The following is a 21597-nucleotide window of genomic DNA, read 5'->3' as shown; positions in this document are numbered from 1 at the left end:
TACATGGGCTCCTAATTTTTTTATTTAACTACAGTTAGTACTATTTCATTAACATTTTTAAGTTGATCTTCTACTTTTAATGTGATTTTATCTCCATTTTTTACGTTATCATATTTTAATTCAAACTCATATGTGTTAACACTTGGATCAGCAGGTCCATTAAATGTATTATCCTTTATAAGAGTTCCATTAGAATAGAACATATATCCAGATATATTGTCTGAAATTTTACCCTTTAATACAATTGTAGATTGTCCATAAGCATAAATCTTTCCATCTTCTATTTTAGGACTTTCTATTTGTATTTCTGGTTTAGTTGCATCACAATTTACCTTTGTTCCTTGATTAATAATTACAGTTCCATCTAAATCAACAGCTTTAATATTTACTGTATTCACACCCTCTTCTAAGTCTAAATAGCTTACAAATGATACATTTCCATTAACATCAGGTGCTCCAAATTCTGCTTCTTTACCATTTATCTCTAATGATTTAATTCTTCTTGATACCTTGCCTGTTACAGTTAAATTTTTGCTATTTATTTCTTTTGATCCTTTTTCAAAATCTTTGTCATCAAATGCTATAACCGCAGGATCTACTTCACCTAATTTTATAACTGTTGTACTACCACCTAAATTCATTGCATTATCAAATGCTGCTATAGTAATTTCATTTAAGCAATTATCTTTTAATCCTTTTACAACCTTATAATAAGATTTCTTTTGCTCATCATATTTAGGTACTTCATTTGTTGCATCTAAATTTATTTCTCCATTTATTAAAACTGGAAATTTTCCATTTGGATCTATTCCTGAAAGTTCATCTTTAGCATTAAAATAAACTTTATATTCGTCATCTCCAATCTTCTCATAACTTGATATTTTAACTTCTGGAGCCTTTAAATCAATCTTAACAGGTATTTCTATAGTTTGGGCTTTAGCATCATCGTAATCAACATACATACTTACCTTATAAGTGTATTGTCCTTCTGGTACAACTTCAGTTTTCCCAGTAGAACTGTTGTATATTGTTCCATCCCAAGCTAAATCTTTAAGCACATCTACCATCTTACCTGATCCACTAGATGCATTAAATATTTTCTTGTTATAATCCTTTACTTCTCCTAAGTTTCTTATAATCTCTCCTTTTTCATTTAAGATTTCGCCCTGAACCTTTTTAACGTTTCTCATTAGATATATCCCTGGCATTAAATTATCACATGAATTATCCTCATTAGGGCTTATGGCTATTGTGTTAGGATCTAATTCTACTCTTCCATTTTCTTCTTTACCTTGACCTATTATAGTTTGTTTATTTTTATTAACACTTACAGCTAAATTTTGTAATGTTGTAATATCTTCACCTTTATTTTTTAGAACCTCTAGGAATGGATGTAATTCCTTATCCCATATTGAATTAGTTGTAACACTTTCTTTAGCCCAATCTCCGTAGAATCCCATAAATGGAACAACTAAAGATGGTATATTTTTATCATCTGACTTAAGATTTACATAACCTTCTAAGAATCTATCTTTTGAAAGTTTTGAACCTACATTAAGTGTTACATTAACACTCTCAGTTCCATTAGGTGCTATAGTAACTGTGTTTTTATCAAATCCTATTGATGCTTCATCTTTACTAAGCTTAACATCAGTTATCATGTTTTTCGGAGTATTTTTGCTATCTTGTGATAGAACACCGCCTATATTTTCTAATGTATATTTAACTTCTTTATCTCCAAAATTCTTAAGATCTAATTTAAATGTTACTGTATTATCAAATTGTTTAAGTGCTACAGACGCTTCTCCATTATAAGTTGCAGTAACCCTATTTTTAACAGCATCTTCTATTTGTATTAATCCCGAACCTTGTCTTCTTGGTGATACTGGTACTCCCTCATTATTCTTATCTTCTTTTACTGAAGATGTATTCATAAATATATTTCTTGCAAGCTCTACTTTATCTCTTCCTTTTACCTCTGGTGCAAATTTATTTAATCCCTCTAATAATAACGCACTAGCTCCAGAAGCATGAGGTGCTGCCATAGATGTTCCACTCATATCTCCATACTCATTGTTATTTAATGTTGAATATATATGTCCACCAGGAGCTGCAATTTGAGGTTTGAATTCTAATCCTGGCCCCGGTCCCCATGATGTAAAATCTGAGTAATCACTTGTGTTAGCATTTTCTATACTGTCTGATGAAAAATCACCATTTAATAGTACTTTATTGCCTTTATCTATACTATCCTTTATAACTATACCTGAACTATTTGGAATAAAGATTGCTGGTATAGTTATATTTGGATCTGTTGCCATATTCATAATGGTTTCATCACCATCTTTATTGTATACAATAACACCTAAAGCCCCTGCTTCTTGAGCATTCATTATTTTTTCTATAAATGTATTGTTTCCTCTTTTTATTAATGCAATTTTATCCTTTAAATCTTTTCCTTCAAAATCTGATTTTTGGCCAACTCCACATTCTACTATTTCATAATCTTTATTCATTAAATTATCTATCTCAACTTGATGAGCAGCATATTGGGAATTTATAATTTTATTTCCATTTGAATCTCTTAATTCAATTTTGTTTATCATTGAATTTGTATTTTCAAAACTACTTATCATGAATGCATCTTTTCCCATTGCAGGACTACCTACTGTAGCTATATCATTTAATTCTGCAACTGGTTCCGGTGCTGTTGAGAAAGAACTGTTTCCTGCTGAAACAACAACCATAACTCCAGCATCTGCCGCTCTTTTTATTGCCACTTGCTCTGGATCATCGCTTCTTTGAAAACCTGCTGAAGATCCTAAACTCATGTTTATAACATCTGCTCCTAATGCAACGGAATCGTCTATTGCCGCTATAATAGAGTCTGCAAAAGCTCCTCCACCACTAGGTCCATTTGAAAAGACCTTCATAGCTAAAAGTTGTGCCTCAGGTGCAACTCCTTTTATAGACTTATTTTCTTTAACCTCATTTTCATCTCCATCTGCTGCGACTATACCTGCAACGTGACATCCATGAGGTGATTTACTATCTCTTTTATCTACAATTTCAGTATTGTTATCTGCATAGTTAAATCCAAAAGGTACTTTTTCTGAAAAATAAGTTTCAGCATCTTTATTTGCACGTAGCGCACCTTTAGACTTTATTTCATTAACTGAGTCTTTATTTAATTTTAATTTAGATTTATCTTCAGGTGCCTTAAAGGCTTTATTATTAAAATCTACACCTGTATCTATAATTGAAACAACTTGACCTTCACCTTTTAAGCTATAGTCCTTCCATACATCCTCAGCTTGAGTAAGTTTTTTAGCTGTATTCATATTTTCTGTATATTTTTTTGCCTCAACAACCTTAACAACTCCAGTCATTGATTCTATTTTAGGTATCTCTCCCCTTTTAATATCTACGCTAAATCCATTCATTACATTTGTATAAGAATGTAGTATTTTAGCCTCATCTAATCCCCTAACATTTTCTTTAATTGGCTGTTGAGATTCTTCTACTTCCCTTATCTCTTCTTCACCTGGAGCTACTCCCTTTGCAACCATCTGAGTTGCACATTGTCCATCCACCTCAACAATTGCCCTAACAACTTCATTTTGATCCTTAGTGTCATCAACCTTAAGTTTCGACTCATTAATCATTGGTAATATTTGATTTAATATTTGTTCTTTTGCTTGAACTGATAATGGAGCATTTAACAAATCATTGAGATTTTCTTCTGCATACACACTCTTTGGACTAAACCCTAATGCCATAGTTGATAGCATTGTCAATGAAACAACCTTTGCTAGCCCTGTCTTAAAACCTTTTTTCATGCCTTTTCCCCCTCATAATAGATCATAATTAATGCAATCCTTTAGGCACATGAAAGAAAATACCAAGTCAAAGATGCCATGTATATTTTGTGTCAGACAAGGAAGTGATATTAGTTCATAGCATAGACTATGGGCTAATATCGCTGACGCAGTATAGCACAAAATAAACTAGCATACTGACTTGTTATTTTTTTGAATGAGCCTTATATAAAAAGCCTATGCTTTTTATTTCTACTTATATTCTTTTACATTACTTTGTTGATAAGTAAGAAGAACTTCCCCATCTAATGGAGATTGTAAGCTATCTTTTAATGCAACTATTTTGCTACTAGTATTATCTCCTGTTTTAACTATTTTTTCGTAAGTTTCAGTTTTATCTTCTTTAAATTTTTTTTCATTATCTACATTAAAATAAGTTATTTTTATACTTTCTTCATCAAAATCCAACTTCATTAAACTTGAGACTTTAAGTATCTTACCTTTTTTCATATACTCTATAATAGATAAATTATCTTTATTTTTTTTGCTTACATTTTTTATGAAATCTTCAATTTGACTTAAATTAACAACTTCACTTTCATACCCTTCAGTTGTTTTAACAACAAATTTTTCATTAACAACTTTTGAGTACTCATATTCAGGTGGAACACAGCCTCTATTTTTGCTATACATCATATAGCCTCCACCCCCTAATATAATTAAAATAACTACTGTTATTAATATTATTTTATTTTTCTTATCCAATATTATTCCCCCTTAACTAGTCAAAAAATCATATAATATTTTTGTTAATTTTTTAATACAAAATGTCATTTTTTAGAATATTCCATCTTTTGTTCATGTGATTGTTTTTCTTTATTAAATAGAACGAATCTTAATTTAGTGGTATTCTTTTCACCATTTAAATGTTAAATGAATTTATTTATTTCACTTTAAACTGTGATTTAAGTAATTCATAACTATGAACTTTATTAATTAGAATTTATATATTAACTATATTCTTATTACTTTTAAATTATTTGTCAAAATAACCCGTATATTATTAAACATATATAAACCTCAATAAGGTATTGATATATGAACACGTAAAAATTCAATAATTCTGTAAATATAGTAATTCTATATATAATATCTATTTCCTTCCACAATTTAAAAGTTTTATAATATTTAAGATTGATTTAATATAAATTATATATTATTTATATAGAATTATTAACAAATACATACTTCAATTTACAATACAAAAATAAGGCATACTCATAATAATATATGAATATGCCCCTATAGATTATTATTATTTTAAAATCAGTAATCTATTTAACAACAGTTAAATTAACTTCAGTTTTATTTTCTACATCATCTATAACCTTTAAGTTTATATTTTGTCCATTTTTAACATTATCATATCTTAATTCAAAATTATATCTATTTATTTCTGTATTATTATAGCCACCTATAATTTCTTTCTTTATAAGTTCCCCATCTGCGTAAAATTCATAGTTATTTAAATTATCATAAACTATTCCTTTTAATATGATTTGAGATTTTCCATTTGTATATATTTTACCACCTTTTACTTCAGGATTAGTTATTGATATTGTTGGGTTAATTGTATCACAAATAAATTTTCCACCATAATCAATTATAACCTTTCCATCGAAATCTTCTGCCCTAATATTAACTGTATTAAACCCCTGTTTTAATTTTAAATCATAGCTAAATTTTACAATTCCATTTTCATCTGATTTTGAAAACTCTACTTCATTTCCACCTATTTTAAGTGATTTTATTTTTCTTGATACTTTTCCTGTTACAGCTATCTCATTTTTATCTACAATCATAGGTTCAACTTCAGTTGATATTTCTAACCCATCAACTTCAACCTTGGCTGGAGCTACATCTCCAATTTTAATAGCTATTGATGATGCTCCAAAATTTTTAGCATTATCAAATGCACCTACTGTTATTTCATTAAATGTATTGTCTTCTAGTCCTTTAAGAATTTTATAAAAAGCTCCTTTATCTTTATCATATACAGCTTCTTGTTTTGTAGCTTCTTCATTTAACTCTCCATTTATTAAAATAGGTATTGTATTCTTATTATCAAATTTTGACATGTTATCATTTACATTAAAATAAATTTTAAATTCATTATCCCCTAGTTTTTCATATTTTAAAATATTAACTTCTGGTGCCGTAATATCTATTTTTATTGGTACTTCCAATGTTTGCTCCTTAGCACCTTCAAAACCAATTGTAATTGTTAATTTATACGTATATTGTCCTTCTTTTGCTATTTCAAGTTGTTTAGTTTCTTCATTATATACTTGTCCATCCCATCTTATCTCTCTCATAGCTGATATCTGTTTTTTAATAGCTTCTATAGTTCCTATTTTTCTAACTACTTCACCCTTATCATTCAAAATTTCAGCTTTTATTTCTTTAGCATTTCTCATTAAATATATTGCTGGAATTAAAGAACCTCCAAACTTATCACTAAAATAATTTTCTGTGTTTTTATCAATATGCATTATTCCACTTTGTTTTATCTTTTCAAGTAATTGCTTATTTAATCTTTCCTTACTTTTATTCTCTTGATTCATAAAACCTTTGTGATCATATCCTACCCCTGAATCTATTATAGCTGCAGCCGTTCCTTCTCCTTTAAGACTATAATTTTCCCAAGCTTCCTCAACTTTAATTTCTTTTCTTTTATTATTCATTTCTGGATTATATTCTGTAGCCTCTATAACTCTAAAAACCTCATCAATAGACTCTATTTTATTTATTTTAGATTTTTTTATATCAAGACTTAACTCATTTATAACATTTTTATAAGAATGCCTTATATCTTTATTTTCTAAAGCTTCAATGCTTTCTTTAATAGTTTTGTGACTTTTCTCTACTGTATTTATCTCTTCTTGACCTGGTTTTTCTCCCTTATCCATTAATTTTATTCCTAATTTACCTTCAAGCTCATCTATGACTCTAAGAATTTCATCAGGATCTTTATTTTCATTAAGTTTATTTTCAATTCCAATTATGTTAGGTGATATCTTATTTAAAACTTGCTCCTTTGCCTCAATTGACAAAGGAACATTTACAACACCTTTTATTTCTTCTGCTCCTACATTTTGTGGTATAAATCCAAATGACATTGCAGATAACATTGTTAACGCCATTATTTTTAATAACCCTGTTTTAAAACTTTTATACATTAAATATCCTCCATAAAGATTGTTGTCAATAAATAAAAAATGTTCAAATATTTTTTACCCTCTTAAGGCTCTAATTTATATATATTACATTTTACTTAAAATTGGTATTGTTTCCCTAATCTTTAAGGTTGATTTAATAATATTAAGATTAATTTAAGGATACTACTCTATAGACAATACAGCAATTTTAATATTAGGCACATGAAAGAAAATAACAATTCAAATATACTAGAATACTAACTTGTTATTTTTTTGAATGTGCCTTATCCTAAATAATTTTATTATCATAATAATTTTGATAGCTTTGCTAAAAATAAAAGCTATGAAATATAGGGTATATCTTAAAACACCCTATATTCATAGCTTTGTAAATTTATATTTAGTTAATTTTTAAAACTTGTTTATATACTACTTAAGTTCAAAACTCATGTTATCAAACTCATTAGCTATTATGTCACTATTAGGTCTTTCTATATAATTAATCTTAACTTTATCTCCTTCTTTTGTTAATGGAACTTTCTTAGAAACACTTGTTGGAACAAGAATCAATTCCTTTGGATTTTCAGATAAAGTTATATAACATGTGCTTTCATCATTGTTTATTGACATTCCTATTCTTTGCACTGTACCTTCTATTGTTTTTGAGATACCAGTATTATCAACATCTCCTGAAACACTTGAGTTTTGTAATGATTTTATATACCCAGCCACAGCCTCTTCTGGAGTTTCTCCCGTTGAAACTATATTATAATGCTCAACATTTACTATGGCATACATCTTAGCCAATCCACCTTTATCTTTCAAAGTCATAAAATATGAAGGCTGTCCTTGTATATTAACCAAAACTGGAAAAGTTGCAGTATATCCTAAATTTTGAACCTTACCTTCTGCTGATGACATTGCTGCCTTTTCAGTAGAACCTGCCACATTATATATTGTAGCTTCATTTGTTTTTGAATTCATTAAAGCAAACCCAACTAAAGATTCATCCTTGCCAACAGAAGTTATACCTGTATAGTAATAACATTCATCACCGTAATAAACAGTTTTTACTCCATCTGTAGTTTTTAATTTATCTCTATTTGAAAAATTAAAGAATCCATGAACATATTTACCCCAATAATTAAAATTATTAACTGATATATCTATAGGTTGTATTCTATCTACCCATTTTGGTGTATCCTCTATAGAATATCTTGTTGTACCACCTGTTTGAGCATCTACAATATAAACTCCTTTAGCCTTCTCCCCTGAGAAACCAATTGCCCTACTATATTCTGTTACAACCCAATATGGATTTCCCTCATCATCTAATTCAAACGAATAATCTGTATATAATCCTGTTGGATTTTTAAAATACAAGTGTCTCTTCAAATTATCATTTAAATATGAGCTATTTAAATATTTTAAATTAAGATCTTTTCCATTAACTTTTGTAACTAGTTGTACATCGTTAGTTTTTGTTGCATTTACCATTATATATCCTTGAGTTCCTTGTTTATTCCTAGACCATTGAAAAAATCCTGAATGTTCTAATGGAGCAACATAATATAATTCTCCTTTTACTGATTGAATAGTCATATTTCCTATTACAACCTCACTACCTAAAGCTGGAATCTCGCCTAGCTTTTTATCTGCTAAAAGTTTAGCTAATTCATCATCTATAATAGGTACCTTTTTTAAATCAATAGGTGATACACTAGAATTAAACTCCTTGTATTCTACATTATTTATTAAACTTCTATAAGCTTTACTTCTAAATACAGGAAGTGATGATATTATAGTTATAATAAAAATCGTTATAACTAACATCAACAATTTAGATGCTAAACTTTGTATTTTTTTATTTTTAGATAATCTTAATATAACATTTATAACTGCTAACCCAATTATTATATATATCCATAATGATGGATTTTGGATATTAAGTGGGAACAATATTATATAATTTGCAGCAATCAAAATTAGTAATAATACCATAATAGTTATAATAACTGACTTCTTCCCCATTTTTACTTTTGGAATATTACGATTCATAAAATATCTCTCCTCTTATATTATTATGCCTCACGAAAACAAAGTATATTGTAATATATTATATAGTATTATATACCGTATATCAAGTTATTTTTTCTTAACTTTATGTATAAAGTTCAAGATTTATATAATATTGTACTATTTCTGTAAATTTTTTAACTTTTTAAATTTATACTAAGGTACATGAAAGAAAATATCAAGTCAAAGATGCCATATATACTTTGTGTCAGACAAGGAGGTGGTATTAGTTCATAGTATAGGCTATGAGTTAATATTGCTGATGCAGTATGGCACAAAATAGACTAGCATACTAAATTGTCATTTTTTTGAATGTGCCTAAAGGTTAAGTATTACATTTCAAGTGCAATTTTTACAATTAATATTTATATTTTCTTCCATTTTATATACAATGTAAGTGACTACATAGTAGTAATACATGATAGTAATACAAACTTGGTCCTTAAGAATTATAGAAAGGTACTTGAAATAAAGTACATAATGATCACTCTTCCTAATCCTCTACTTAAATGTAGAGGTATTTTTTTTACATACATAACTTTTCTCTCTATCCCACATACTACAAAATTCAAGCTTTTTAATTGTTACTAATATATTTAATTTATACTAAAAATAATTTATTTTTATTCTATTTATTTTAGTTATCAAAAAAATTACACATATGCTTATTACAACCATTGTATAAAAACTTTTTACACATCTATAAATATTATTTAATCATACCGTTGAAAAGTACACTTTTTTGGTGTAGAATCTAATTAATAAATTACTTATGAAAAGGTGATGAGAATGAAAATTTATACTAAAACTGGGGATAAAGGAACTACTGGAAATTTATTAGGTGAAAGAATAAGCAAAGATAGCACTTTTATAAATCTTCAAGGTGATATAGATGAGCTTAATTCTTCACTAGGATATTTAAATGCATTATTAAAGATTAACTCTACATTTAAATATACAGACAAAAAAGAACTTATGGATTTTATTGTCCATATTGAAAATGCCCTTTATAATATGGGTGTTGAAATTTCTCTAGGATTTTCTGAAATAAAAATAAAATCATGTCATGTTACTGAGCTAGAAGAAATGATTGATATTATTTATTCTAAAACGCCTCCACAAAAACACTTCATATTATATAGTGGTAGTGAAGAAGCTACATACTGTCAAGTTTGTAGATCTATAGCAAGAAGATGTGAGAGAGTTTTTGTAAAATATTTAAATGAGATAAATGCCGAAACTTACCCTGAAAGCTACATGTATATAAATAGACTTTCTGATTATTTATTTGCTGTATCTCGTTTTATAAATTATAGTCTTAATGAAGACGAAACCATAATGAAACCTTGGATTTAATGAGTTACAAATTGATTTTAAGTTATACATATTCTTAAATTAATAGTACCAAGAAACGGTAGGTAAACTTGTTTTAGAACAAATTTACCTACTATTTTTTATTAAGGCACATGAAAGAAAATAGACTAGCATACTGACTTGTTATTTTTTTGAATGTGCCTAAATATATAATTTTATTCCTTATAGTACACGGTTCATTTTTCATAGATACATATACCAATAAAATACATCTATGAATTTAAGATTATATCTTTCACTAATTTAATAGAGTTTTCTACATCAGTCATGCTAACCATTTCTTCATTTGTATTCATATATTTACAAGGTATCGTAACTACTCCAACCTTTGCTCCTAATCCATTAAGTTGAATAGATCCTCCATCACTTTGAGTTTTTGATGTTATTCCTTTTAATTTGATATTATTTCTTTTTGCTGCATCTTCTACCATATCTCTTATTTCATCATGTATTATTAGGCTTTTATCCATTATCTTAAGTCCTATTTCTTCTCCAAGCTTTAATCCTTCCTCAACATCTATAACCAATGCCTTTTGAGGATTTACTGAGTGAGTAGTTGCTCTAGCTCCTCTTGAATTTAAATTATGTTGAGCTGTAAACACTACATAAATATTATTTTCTAATTTGTTTAGTCTTTCTTTTACTTCATTATCTTCGGCTATCTCCTTAAGAGTTTTCAATAATACATAACACCCAACTCTATTATTAAGATTTGGTGATAGCAATAATGTATCTTGACTTAATGTTTCTCCTTTAAAGAAAGCTACATCACCTTCTTTAATTGACTTAAGTACTTCTTCTCTATTATCTGCCCCTATATCAATAAACATATCTTCTATTTTTTCACCATCTTTATCTATTGAAGTTCTTCCTAATATGCCCTTTTCAAAAACAACTATAGTATTACACATTTCTTTTACATGAAAGTCTCCTATTGATCCAATTCTTATCTTTCCGTTTTCTTCTATATAAGTAGAAATAACTCCTATTGTATCCATATGTGCTGAAATCATAAAATTGTTTTTATTTTTATCTTCTTTATTTATTCTTACTATTAAATTTCCCATTTTATCTTCTAATATATCATAGCCCAAATCTTTTATTTCATTAGACAAAAATCTTCTTATCTTTCCCTCTCTACCACTAACCCCATAAACATCTATTATATCCTTAAATAGTTTTTCCACTTTTACTTCCCCCTAATTTAAAGTTTTTATATACTCTATTAATAATTTTTTTGTATTTTCTATATCCTCTAAAGATGCTACTGATATGGCTGAATGTATATATCTACATGGAACAGATATAGTTGCAACTTTAGCTCCTTCTCCTGACATTATTATGGCTCCAGCATCATTTCCTCCAGCAATAGCTCGTCTTCTTTGATACATTATTCTATTTTTATTGGCAATATCAATTATTTCCTGAGCAATATCGTCATTAAATATGCTTGTTTTGTCCATTATTGATACAGCTGGTCCTTTTCCTATTTCTGTTGCACTTAAATGTTTTGGCACAGATGGCATGTCTGCACATATTGTTCCCTCTAAAGCTATACCTATGTCTGGCATAATATTGTATGCTGAAACATATGCTCCCCTGTCTCCTATTTCTTCTTGTACTGTAAATACCCCATATAAATCACAATTATAATTTTCTTTTAAGGCTTCTATTAATACATAGCAACCCATCCTATCATCAAATGCCTTACCACTTATAAGTCCTTGTCCAAATTCTTCAAATTTCGTATCAAATACAACATATTCACCTAGTTCAATTAAACTCTCTGATTCTTTTCTATTATTTGCCCCTATATCTATAAAACAATCCTTATACCCAAGTCCTTTTTTCCTTTCTTCTTTACTTTGAAGATGTATTGGCTTTACCCCAATTACCCCATTTATTTTTTTATCCCCTATTAAAACTACTTTCGATGGTATTATCTTTGAATTCACTCCACCTAATGGTGAAAATCTTAAGGTTCCATCCTGGTTAAACCCTGTAATTATAAAACCTACTTCATCCATATGTGCATCTATAAGCACTTTTTTTCCTTTACCCTTTTTATGCACAATTATATTCCCCATAACATCAACTTTTATATCATCAGCATAGTTTTCTATTTCTTTTAATATTAAACTCCTAACTTCACCTTCAAATCCTGATGGTCCAGAAGCTTCACAAAGTCTTTTTAAAAGCATAATAATTCCTCCAATTCACTATCCTTGAGCTTTTCTATAAATTTTGCAATAAGTCTACCAGTATTTTTAATATCATCTATATTTATAAGTTCAACTGATGTATGCATATGCTTAATAGGAATAGATATTAATAAGGTAGGAACCCCCTCTTTTACTGTTTGAATATTCCATGCATCTGTTCCTGTATGTCCTGGTTCAACCTCTAATTGAAAAGGTATGTTATATTCCTTAGCTATTGACATAATTTTTTTTCTAACCTTTGGATGTATATTAGGACCAATACATATAACTGGTCCTTGTCCTATTTTATTTTCTCTACCTTGGTCTCCAAGTAAACCAGAATCAAAAGTTGTATCTATAGCAATTCCTATATCGGGCATAACATTTGCAGTAGCAACTCTTGCTCCTCTTATTCCAGTCTCCTCTTGGCAAGATGCAACAAAACAAACATCTAATTCATGGTTTATATTTTTTATTTCATCTAAACAACACTTCATGGCAACAATTCCAGCTCTATCATCAGCACATTTGCAAGCCACATTATTATTTAGTAACTCTACCATTTCTCTTTTTATTGTTATATAATCTCCAACTCTAACTATCTTTTCTAATTCTTCCTTAGAATATCCTGTATCAACTAATATTTCATCTATTGTAATAGCTTTTTCTCTTTCATCACTATTCATTAAATGAGGTGGTTTAATGCCTATTATTCCTTCAATTTTTTTATACCCATGAATTAAAACTTTTTGTGATACTAAAGTTTTCGGATCTATCCCAGTACCTTTAACTTTCAGATATCCTTTATCAATGATTTCTGAAACCATCAAAAATACTTCATCACAATGAGCCATAATCATAATCTTACCTTTGCCCGTTCCTTCCTTTGTTAAATATAGATTATTTACATTATCCTTTTTTATGTTACAACAATCTTGAAAAGCCTTTTCAATTAACGGATGTACCCATTTTTCTTTACCACTTGGTCCATGTGCTTCACTTAACTGCTTTAAAAATATCTTCTCATCCATATTATTCATAAGCTTAATGCTTATTTCACCATCCCTCTTTATTTTTTAAACATTCTTACAATTAATTATACCAATGTCATTTTTACCTTTCAAATAAGTGTCCATTCTTTTTTCAAAATTATCTGTATATTACAAGCTCATATCTTAAAAATAATTAGTTTTTCCCAATTACAAATCATTATTTTTGTATGAATATAAAACCTAATCTTTTGATAAACTAACAATTAGTTTTATTTTTTTTTAAATAAAGATTATTTTTGTAGTCTAGACTACTGAAATTTAATATTATTATCATTATAATTTACATTAATGAAATAATATGAATAGTATTAAATTTTCTAAAAAATAATTAAAGAGGGGTGCAATTATTCATGATTAAATTAATCGGTGTGCTAATTGTAGTTTTAGGATTTGCTTTAAAACTAGATATTATAGCAGTTGTTTTAGTTTCTGGACTTGCAACTGGTCTTGTATCTGGACTAAGTTTTACTGAAATCCTAAACATTCTTGGTACTTCATTCGTTGATACTAGATATATGACATTATTCGTACTTACACTTCCAGTTATAGGTATATGTGAAAGGTATGGTTTACGTGAAATGGCTACTGAACTTATATCTAGAGCTAAAAATGTAACTACTGGTAAATTATTAAGTTTTTATACTTTTATAAGAGAAGTTGCTGCTGCAATGTCATTAAGACTTGGCGGTCATCCTCAATTTATAAGACCCTTAATAAATCCAATGGCTCAGGGAGCTGCAATTAGCAAATATGGACCTTTAGATGAAGATGATGAAGAAAGCATAAAGGCTCATGCTGCAGCTGTTGAAAACTATGGTAACTTCTTTGCTCAAAACATATTCATAGCTAACAGTGGAGTTCTTCTTATAGTTTCAACTCTAGAAAAACTTAACTATAATGTTGACCCATCTGATGTTGCCAAGGCCTCTGTGCCAATAGCAATATGTACATTTGTTGTAGTTTTCATATTCAATTACTTATTGGATAGAAAACTTGCTAGAAAATATGCAAAGAGAAATAAGTAAGGAGGTATATCATGGACATAAAAGCTATAAGTAATATTCTTTTAGAAGGTTTTTACATATTAACTGGTATCTTAATGTTAGTTACTGCAGGATTTGTTCTAAAGGATGATAAACATACATCAAAAATAGGAACGGCTCTATTTTGGTTTATATTAGGATTAATATTTATATTCGGAAAATACATACCTGCTACATTTATAGGTGGATTACTTTTAGTACTTGGAGTTTTAACTGTTACAAAGCAAGTTAAGATTGGTACTATCGTTAACCCTGAAGAAGGTTTTAGAAAACAACAAGCTAAAAAGATAGGTGGAAAAATATTTGTTCCATCAATTATACTGGCTGCTTTAGCATTCGGAATAGCCCAATATACTAAATTAGGTGGTCAGGTTGCCATAGGTATATCTGTAATTGGTGGTTTAATATTGACATTTATAATAACTAAAGCACCTACTAAATATGTAGCTGTTGATAGTAATAGAATGATTCAACAAGTTGGTCCATCAAGTATACTACCGCAATTACTAGGAGCACTTGGAACTGTATTTACAGCAGCTGGAGTTGGTGATGTAATATCTTTAGGTATATCATCAGTAATTCCTGAAGGAAATATACTACTTGGAGTTATTGCATACTGTGTTGGTATGGCTATATTTACTATGATAATGGGAAATGCATATGCTGCTTTTGCTGTAATAACAGCTGGTATAGGTATACCTTTTGTTTTCAGTCAAGGTGCTAACCCAGCTCTTACAGGAGCATTAGCATTAACAGCTGGATATTGTGGAACATTGCTTACTCCTATGGCGGCAAACTTTAACGTTGTTCCATCAGCATTACTTGAAATGAAAGATAAAAATGGAGTTATAAAAGCACAAGCTCCAGTTGCAATAACATTATTAATAATTCACATAATCATAATGTACTTCTTTGCATTTTAAGTAAAATAAACCAATATTAAAATAGCATAAATCAATTAAAAATGTTTAAAATATTAAGGGTAGCTAAAAGCTATCCTTCTAATTGAAGTAGGGGGTAATTTATAATGAAAAAAGTTTTAATTACAGGTTTTGATCCATTTGGTGGAGAAAAAATAAATCCAGCTTTAGAGGCTGTAAAAAAAATAAACTCCAATATAGCTGGTGCTGAAGTTATAAAAGTAGAAATACCTACAGTTTTCAGAAAATCCTTAGAAAAATTAGAAGAGGCTATTGTTACTCATAAACCTGATATTGTTATATGTATCGGACAGGCTGGTGGAAGATTTGATATAACACCTGAAAGAGTGGCTATAAACGTAGATGATGCTAGGATAAAAGATAATGATGGTAACCAACCACTTGATATATCAATATTTGAAGATGGAGAAAATGCTTATTTCTCTAATCTTCCAATAAAAGCCATGGTTGAGGAAATGCGTTCAAATGGAATACCATCTTCAGTTTCTAATACCGCAGGTACATTTGTATGTAATCACGTTATGTACGGACTACTTTACATGTTAGACAAAAAATTTGATAACATAAAGGGTGGTTTTATACATGTTCCATTTATACCATCTCAGGCTGTTACAAAAGGAAATGTTCCATCCATGTCCTTAGAACATATAACAAAAGGCCTAGAATGCGCAATTAAGGCTGCAGTAGAAAATAACGCTGATATAAAAGCAATTGGAGGGACTATTTGCTAATGAAAAATTATTTATTTGTTTACGGAAGCTTAAGAGATGGCTTTTTCAACTTTGATAAATATCTTGCTGGAAAAGTAATTTCAAGAGAACTTGGAAAAGTATCAGAAGGAAAACTATATCATATGCCTAATAAAGGCTATCCTGCATTACTTAAAGGTGATACTGATATAGTTGGGGAAGTTATTGAAGTTAAAAATTTCGATGCTTTAATTAAAGACCTTGACCAAATGGAAGGCTTTATTTCAGAAGGTGATCCTAACAATGAGTATAACAGAGAATTATTAGAGGTTACTTTGGTAGATTCAAATAAAAAGGTTAATGCTTATACTTATGTTTATAATATGAATGATAAACATGAATTTGATAAACATGCAGTTCATGTTCACCATGGTGATTGGAAAAAATTCATGCTACATGATAAAAAATAACTAAAAATTACTTTTAATATAAAAGTTCATCTAAAAATGAAAATAGAATGATAAGCACCATAAACAAGCAGATTTCACCTAGTATTCTAAAATGAAAAAAGCATTACTTCCTAAAATTCAATAACTCACTACGTTCAAACAATTGAAATTTTTTAACGGAAGCAACACTTTTTTCACTAAGAATACTAACGGTTTATCTGATAGTTTATTAACGCTTATCATTCTATTTTCATTTGATAATTTTATTGTTATAGATCCACACTTCAAAATAGTCATTCATGTAAAGTAATGTCTAAATAGCTCAAACTAGCTGGCTACACATATCATTCTAATCTATAAAAAAGTATTGATTAATGTTCGCCAGATAGTTTGCTAATACTTATTCACACACACTTTTAAAGTATATCTATTTAAAAAATCAAAATCATAGTTATCAATTCATCTAAATAATGTAAAAAGCTTCACATGGCTAAATCCCACTAACTCACGGAGTTCAAACAATCGGATTTCTTAACGCCATATAAAGTTTTTTATACCAACAATACTAACTGTTCATCAGATAGTTTGTTAATGCTTAGACCTCACTTTTCTTTAGAAAATTTTATTTAGTTTGTAGTTTTTTCTGAACAACGTGAAAAAAACATCATTAACTTATCACTTGTCACTAATCCAATTTGTCACTTAGATAAATTAGTTTATTAACGCTTATCATTCTATTTTCATTTGATAATTTTATTGTTATAGATTCACACTTCAAACTAGTCATTCATGTAAAGTAATGTCTACGTAACTCAAACTAGCTGGCTGCACATATCATTTTATCTATGTAGTTTTTATTTTATAATTTATACGTTTTAACAAGTAGCTAGATACAAATCCCCCTCCAATAGATAGCATTACACCGATTGTCCTAGGATACTTAACTGTAGTCATAAGGTTTAATAACAAACCAACACCAAACATACATATTCCTAAAACAAAGACTATAATGTTTTGTTTATAATAAAGTTCTATTTCATTTTTATTCACATCTGAAATTCCTATAATTATTAGTGATGCTAAGACCGTGTATGAATTTTGTATATTTTTATCCATTAACGATATTATTATACCCCAAATTAATAAACTACTGTATTTTTTCATAATACACCTCCATTGGATGATCCTTTAGCTTTATCTATATATTTTTTAATTTTTTTGCACCCTTTGCTTAAGTTCCTTACGTTAACAATACTAAATTTACCATTTTCAAATTTAGTATATACACCTTGTGCTACTATTGAATTTTGCATCTTGTTTTCTCAATCACTAGCCTGCAAAACATTTAAAGTTGTATTTGTATTTGTCATATCATTAACTAAAACTATAGAAATAATTTTTAAATTTTTATTGGATTTACTCACTTTTTTAATATATACTATATAATCATTTATTATATAACTTATAATTTTTTCTAATTTCACTTAATGATCTCTACTTAAAAACTAGATTTCTATACAAAATATTGTTGATCAAATAGTTTGATACTTCTTATCCTTAATCAGCTTCACCACCTTTTAATTAATATATATGTATAACAAGTTTTTGTGATATACTTTTATTTAAATAAAAATAATAACGAATATAATTAAAAATGAAAGATGGTAATCACATGAAATCTCCAACAATAATAGGCCATTTAATATTAATCATAAAGAGGTATTTTTATGTATGAAAAATTATTTAATAAAAAACGACAAGAGGATATGAGAAGTTTTTTTCTTAATGAATTAGCTCCATTAGGATTAATAAGAAATTGTTGTAAAAATGAAGTTATAGATATTGATTCTAGTAATTATATATGTATTGTAACGGAAGGTAAATTTAAACAAATACTTTGTGATGCTAGTGGAAATGAAAAAGTTATGTTTTTTTTAATACCAGGAGAGATTTTTGGTGAAACATGCTATTTCGTAAATGGAGATATGCCTGTGTTATTAAAAAGCTGTTGTGTATCTAAAGTCTCTTTATTGGAAAGATCTATATTAGATGATTTTATATCAAAAAATCCTGGGGCATATGAATTTTTTATACATAGTTTAGTTAGAAAGTATAGAATTTCAGTAACACAAATGCATGATATGTTATTTACATCAGCCAAACAAAAGATTGCTAATACGCTTTATAGACTCTCTATTCAATCTGGAATTGAAATGAGTGGATATATAGTTATAGATATTAAACTTACTCATCAAGAATTGGCAAATTTAATAGGTTCATCAAGAATAACTGTTACCCGAATTTTAAAAGAATTAAAAGAAGATAATATAGTAGATGCCACCCCGGATAAAAAATTTATAATTAAAAATATAGGTAGATTAAAAGAATTTATACAAATTTAATACGCTTCATACCATCTATAACACATTCACTTTTTAAAAACTCTAATCGAAGCTACCAATCACTTGATTATATAACTTTTAAGGCACATATAATTCTATAAAAAAATCCCGTATTAAGGGGAACTTAATACGGGATAGTGATGTAATGGGTTGGGTATTGTTTACCTCTCTATATTTAAATGTATCTTTTGATTCCGTCATACATTCTTTATCTAGTCGTTACAACACCATTATACATCTCCGACAATTTTTTTTCTACATTTTATGCGAAATTTTCTTAAAATTTTTGTTAATTAACAATATCTACATAAGTTTTTTCATTTTAGAAACTATTGGATCTGCTAAAGTTCCAACTACTACTTGAACATTATTGGCACCTAATTTCATTATGCCTGATGCTCCTAATCTTTTAAGTTCGGCATCATTAACCATAAGGTCATCTTTAAGAGTTAATCTTATTCTTGTTACACATGCATCTATTGATTCAATATTTTCTGATCCACCAATTGCTTCAAGTATACCTTTTGCTTTCTCATCTAAAGAACTATTTCCTGAAGATTTTTTATTAGATTTTACAACTGATACATCGTCATCATCATCTTCTCTACCAGGAGTTTTTAAATCAAATTTCTTTATTGCAAATAAGAATATAAAGTAATATAAAACTCCAAATCCTAATCCTATCAATAATAATAGTACAGGTTTAGTTGCTATATTAAAGTTTAGTAAATAATCTATTAATCCTGCTGAAAACGAAAACCCTGATTTAACTCCTAATGCTGTAGTGAGCGCCAGTGATAATCCTGTTAAAACTGCATGTATTCCATATAATACTGGAGCTAAAAACATAAATGAGAATTCTATTGGCTCTGTTATTCCTGTTAAAAAAGCTGTTAATGCAAGACTTACAAACATTCCTGTGATTGCTTTTCTTTTTTCTTTCTTTGCTGCTGTTATCATAGCAAAGCATGCTGCTGGTAATGCAAACATCATTATTGGGAAGAATCCAGTCATAAAATTTCCTGCTGTTGGATCTTGAGCTAAAAACCTTGCTATATCTCCCTTTACAACTTCTCCAGCAGAATTTGTAAATGATCCAAATTCAAACCAGAACATTGTATTTAAAACATGATGTAATCCTACTGGTATTAATAGTCTATTAGCTATTCCAAATATTAGTGATCCTGTAGCACCTAATCCAACAATCCACATACCAAAATTATTTAGTCCATTTTGAATTAATGGCCATCCGTATCCAGATATTACACCAAGTACTAAACATGCTATTGAAGTTATAATAGGAACAAACCTTTTTCCTCCAAAGAAACCTAAAAACTGAGGTACTTTTATATCTTTAAACTTGTTATATAAAACTCCGGCAACAATACCGACTATAATTCCTGCAAGTACACCCATATTTATTGTATCATCAAAAGTTACTGCTACTTTAGTTAATACAAAATATCCAACTGTGGCTGCTATTCCAGCAACTCCATTATTTTCTTCAGCAAAACCTACTGCTATACCAATTGCAAAGATAAGCGGTAAATTTCCTAATATAGCATCTCCTGCTTGAGCCATCCATGGCCAATTAAGTACATCAGGCTGTCCTAATCTTAATAAAAGTCCAGCTGCTGGTAATACAGCTATAGGAGTCATAAGAGACTTTCCTAATTTTTGAAATGCACCCAAAACCTTATTTCCTTTTGCCATAACTATCCCTCCTACTTTAATTCCATTATTATTTTAAGTATTCTTAATGTTAGTAAAAACATTTAAATTTATTCTTATTTATCCATTTTCTTGTTTAGATTAATTTGGTACCTATTAATCTGAAATAATATAAGATAACCTGTCTACTATTAATAAAAATAAAAAAAGCTGAAAAGGATATAGTTATAACACTATCCTTTTCAGCTATTGCCCACTTTTAATTAGTAGTTGCACGCCTATCTTAATCATTTATTAACTTTATATAAATTAATGTAAACCATTTACTGATAAATGTCAACATGTTTTTTTATATTTTTACTTTTTTATTTCTTATTTTATTGACAACTTTTTCTTCAAGTAATATAATCATTTTAGACGTGTTACTGTTTGACCAGGCATAAGTTTTCATTAAGAGGACTTATGCTTTTTTGTTTATATAAGTCACATTCAAAAAATAATAGGTCAGTATGCTAATATATTTCACTTATTATTTTCTTTCATGTTGCTAATAAAGTTTTTTAATATTTTTATTATATTTTGTAAATCTTATATATAGGTTTAACTTCTACTTTAAATGCAAGAACAGCTTATATATGAATTCACATTATGCACATTCAAAAA

16 protein-coding genes are annotated in these 21597 nt (G+C 28.5%); 6 read left to right on the top strand and 10 right to left on the bottom strand.

Annotated elements, in window-relative coordinates; all coding sequences use genetic code 11:
- Positions 1–20: 20 nt before the first annotated feature.
- From BM119_RS20430 to BM119_RS11770, 4 genes are all read right to left on the bottom strand, one after another.
- Positions 21–3839 (bottom strand): S8 family serine peptidase, encoded by a 3819-nt coding sequence (locus tag BM119_RS20430; protein ID WP_090041708.1) that lies wholly within the window; start codon positions 3837–3839, stop codon positions 21–23.
- 231 nt (positions 3840–4070) lie between these two features.
- Positions 4071–4583 (bottom strand): hypothetical protein, encoded by a 513-nt coding sequence (locus BM119_RS11780; RefSeq protein ID WP_090041707.1) that lies wholly within the window; start codon positions 4581–4583, stop codon positions 4071–4073.
- Between the two features lie 569 nt (positions 4584–5152).
- Entirely contained in the window at positions 5153–7057 is a 1905-nt protein-coding gene (locus BM119_RS11775) for a S8/S53 family peptidase (protein ID WP_090041706.1), read from the bottom strand.
- A gap of 408 nt (positions 7058–7465) precedes the next feature.
- Positions 7466–9094: a hypothetical protein gene (locus BM119_RS11770; protein ID WP_090041705.1), complete on the bottom strand. Its 1629-nt coding sequence runs from the start codon at positions 9092–9094 to the stop codon at positions 7466–7468.
- Between the two features lie 801 nt (positions 9095–9895).
- On the opposite strand from BM119_RS11770, the gene BM119_RS11765 reads away from it, so the two are divergent.
- Positions 9896–10468: a cob(I)yrinic acid a,c-diamide adenosyltransferase gene (locus BM119_RS11765; RefSeq protein WP_090041704.1), complete on the top strand. Its 573-nt coding sequence runs from the start codon at positions 9896–9898 to the stop codon at positions 10466–10468.
- A gap of 230 nt (positions 10469–10698) precedes the next feature.
- Here BM119_RS11765 and BM119_RS11760 read toward each other — a convergent pair whose 3' ends face one another.
- From BM119_RS11760 to BM119_RS11750, 3 genes are read right to left on the bottom strand one after another with little or no spacing between them, the layout of a single operon-like run.
- Positions 10699–11673, bottom strand: coding sequence for a M42 family metallopeptidase (locus tag BM119_RS11760; RefSeq protein WP_090041702.1), 975 nt, complete (start codon positions 11671–11673; stop codon positions 10699–10701).
- A gap of 12 nt (positions 11674–11685) precedes the next feature.
- Positions 11686–12687, bottom strand: a complete 1002-nt coding sequence (locus tag BM119_RS11755; RefSeq protein ID WP_090041700.1) for a M42 family metallopeptidase — start codon at positions 12685–12687, stop codon at positions 11686–11688.
- Positions 12678–13718 carry a M42 family metallopeptidase gene (locus BM119_RS11750; protein WP_090041699.1) on the bottom strand — a complete coding sequence of 347 codons (1041 nt, stop codon included), beginning with the start codon at positions 13716–13718 and terminating at the stop codon, positions 12678–12680. Before BM119_RS11750 ends, BM119_RS11755 begins: the two co-directional genes overlap by 10 nt.
- A gap of 374 nt (positions 13719–14092) precedes the next feature.
- On the opposite strand from BM119_RS11750, the gene BM119_RS11745 reads away from it, so the two are divergent.
- The 4 genes from BM119_RS11745 (at position 14093) to BM119_RS11730 (ending at position 16882) form a co-directional block, all read left to right on the top strand.
- Complete coding sequence (locus BM119_RS11745; protein ID WP_090041731.1) at positions 14093–14764, top strand: DUF969 domain-containing protein; 672 nt, start codon at positions 14093–14095, stop codon at positions 14762–14764.
- Between the two features lie 11 nt (positions 14765–14775).
- Entirely contained in the window at positions 14776–15705 is a 930-nt protein-coding gene (locus tag BM119_RS11740) for a DUF979 domain-containing protein (protein WP_090041697.1), read from the top strand.
- 104 nt (positions 15706–15809) lie between these two features.
- Positions 15810–16454: a pyroglutamyl-peptidase I gene (gene pcp / locus BM119_RS11735; RefSeq protein ID WP_090041695.1), complete on the top strand. Its 645-nt coding sequence runs from the start codon at positions 15810–15812 to the stop codon at positions 16452–16454.
- Positions 16454–16882, top strand: a complete 429-nt coding sequence (locus tag BM119_RS11730; RefSeq protein ID WP_090041694.1) for a gamma-glutamylcyclotransferase family protein — start codon at positions 16454–16456, stop codon at positions 16880–16882. The genes pcp and BM119_RS11730 overlap by 1 nt, the downstream gene beginning before the upstream one ends.
- 822 nt (positions 16883–17704) lie before the next feature.
- Here the strand turns inward: BM119_RS11730 and BM119_RS11725 are convergent.
- Positions 17705–18025 carry a hypothetical protein gene (locus tag BM119_RS11725; protein ID WP_090041692.1) on the bottom strand — a complete coding sequence of 107 codons (321 nt, stop codon included), beginning with the start codon at positions 18023–18025 and terminating at the stop codon, positions 17705–17707.
- Positions 18022–18174: a hypothetical protein gene (locus BM119_RS19915; protein WP_177199405.1), complete on the bottom strand. Its 153-nt coding sequence runs from the start codon at positions 18172–18174 to the stop codon at positions 18022–18024. Before BM119_RS19915 ends, BM119_RS11725 begins: the two co-directional genes overlap by 4 nt.
- 414 nt (positions 18175–18588) lie before the next feature.
- On the opposite strand from BM119_RS19915, the gene BM119_RS11720 reads away from it, so the two are divergent.
- Positions 18589–19263 carry a Crp/Fnr family transcriptional regulator gene (locus BM119_RS11720; protein ID WP_090041691.1) on the top strand — a complete coding sequence of 225 codons (675 nt, stop codon included), beginning with the start codon at positions 18589–18591 and terminating at the stop codon, positions 19261–19263.
- A gap of 303 nt (positions 19264–19566) precedes the next feature.
- Here the strand turns inward: BM119_RS11720 and nagE are convergent, their stop codons facing one another.
- Entirely contained in the window at positions 19567–20976 is a 1410-nt protein-coding gene (gene nagE / locus BM119_RS11715) for an N-acetylglucosamine-specific PTS transporter subunit IIBC (protein ID WP_090041689.1), read from the bottom strand.
- Positions 20977–21597: the final 621 nt, after the last annotated feature.

Source organism: Clostridium frigidicarnis (genome assembly GCF_900111985.1).
GTDB classification, from domain to species: Bacteria; Bacillota; Clostridia; order Clostridiales; family Clostridiaceae; genus Clostridium_Z; species Clostridium_Z frigidicarnis.
This window is presented reverse-complemented; position numbering and strand designations above follow the sequence as displayed.

Coding starts and splice junctions, on each gene's coding strand:
- BM119_RS11770 (WP_090041705.1), bottom strand. CDS start 9,094: ATGAATCGTAATATTCCAAAAGTAAAAATGGGGAAGAAGTCAGTTATT.
- BM119_RS19915 (WP_177199405.1), bottom strand. CDS start 18,174: ATGCAAAATTCAATAGTAGCACAAGGTGTATATACTAAATTTGAAAAT.
- BM119_RS11765 (WP_090041704.1), top strand. CDS start 9,896: ATGAGAATGAAAATTTATACTAAAACTGGGGATAAAGGAACTACTGGA.
- BM119_RS11730 (WP_090041694.1), top strand. CDS start 16,454: ATGAAAAATTATTTATTTGTTTACGGAAGCTTAAGAGATGGCTTTTTC.
- nagE (WP_090041689.1), bottom strand. CDS start 20,976: ATGGCAAAAGGAAATAAGGTTTTGGGTGCATTTCAAAAATTAGGAAAG.
- pcp (WP_090041695.1), top strand. CDS start 15,810: ATGAAAAAAGTTTTAATTACAGGTTTTGATCCATTTGGTGGAGAAAAA.
- BM119_RS11720 (WP_090041691.1), top strand. CDS start 18,589: ATGTATGAAAAATTATTTAATAAAAAACGACAAGAGGATATGAGAAGT.
- BM119_RS11740 (WP_090041697.1), top strand. CDS start 14,776: ATGGACATAAAAGCTATAAGTAATATTCTTTTAGAAGGTTTTTACATA.
- BM119_RS11775 (WP_090041706.1), bottom strand. CDS start 7,057: ATGTATAAAAGTTTTAAAACAGGGTTATTAAAAATAATGGCGTTAACA.
- BM119_RS11750 (WP_090041699.1), bottom strand. CDS start 13,718: ATGGATGAGAAGATATTTTTAAAGCAGTTAAGTGAAGCACATGGACCA.
- BM119_RS11755 (WP_090041700.1), bottom strand. CDS start 12,687: ATGCTTTTAAAAAGACTTTGTGAAGCTTCTGGACCATCAGGATTTGAA.
- BM119_RS11725 (WP_090041692.1), bottom strand. CDS start 18,025: ATGAAAAAATACAGTAGTTTATTAATTTGGGGTATAATAATATCGTTA.
- BM119_RS20430 (WP_090041708.1), bottom strand. CDS start 3,839: ATGAAAAAAGGTTTTAAGACAGGGCTAGCAAAGGTTGTTTCATTGACA.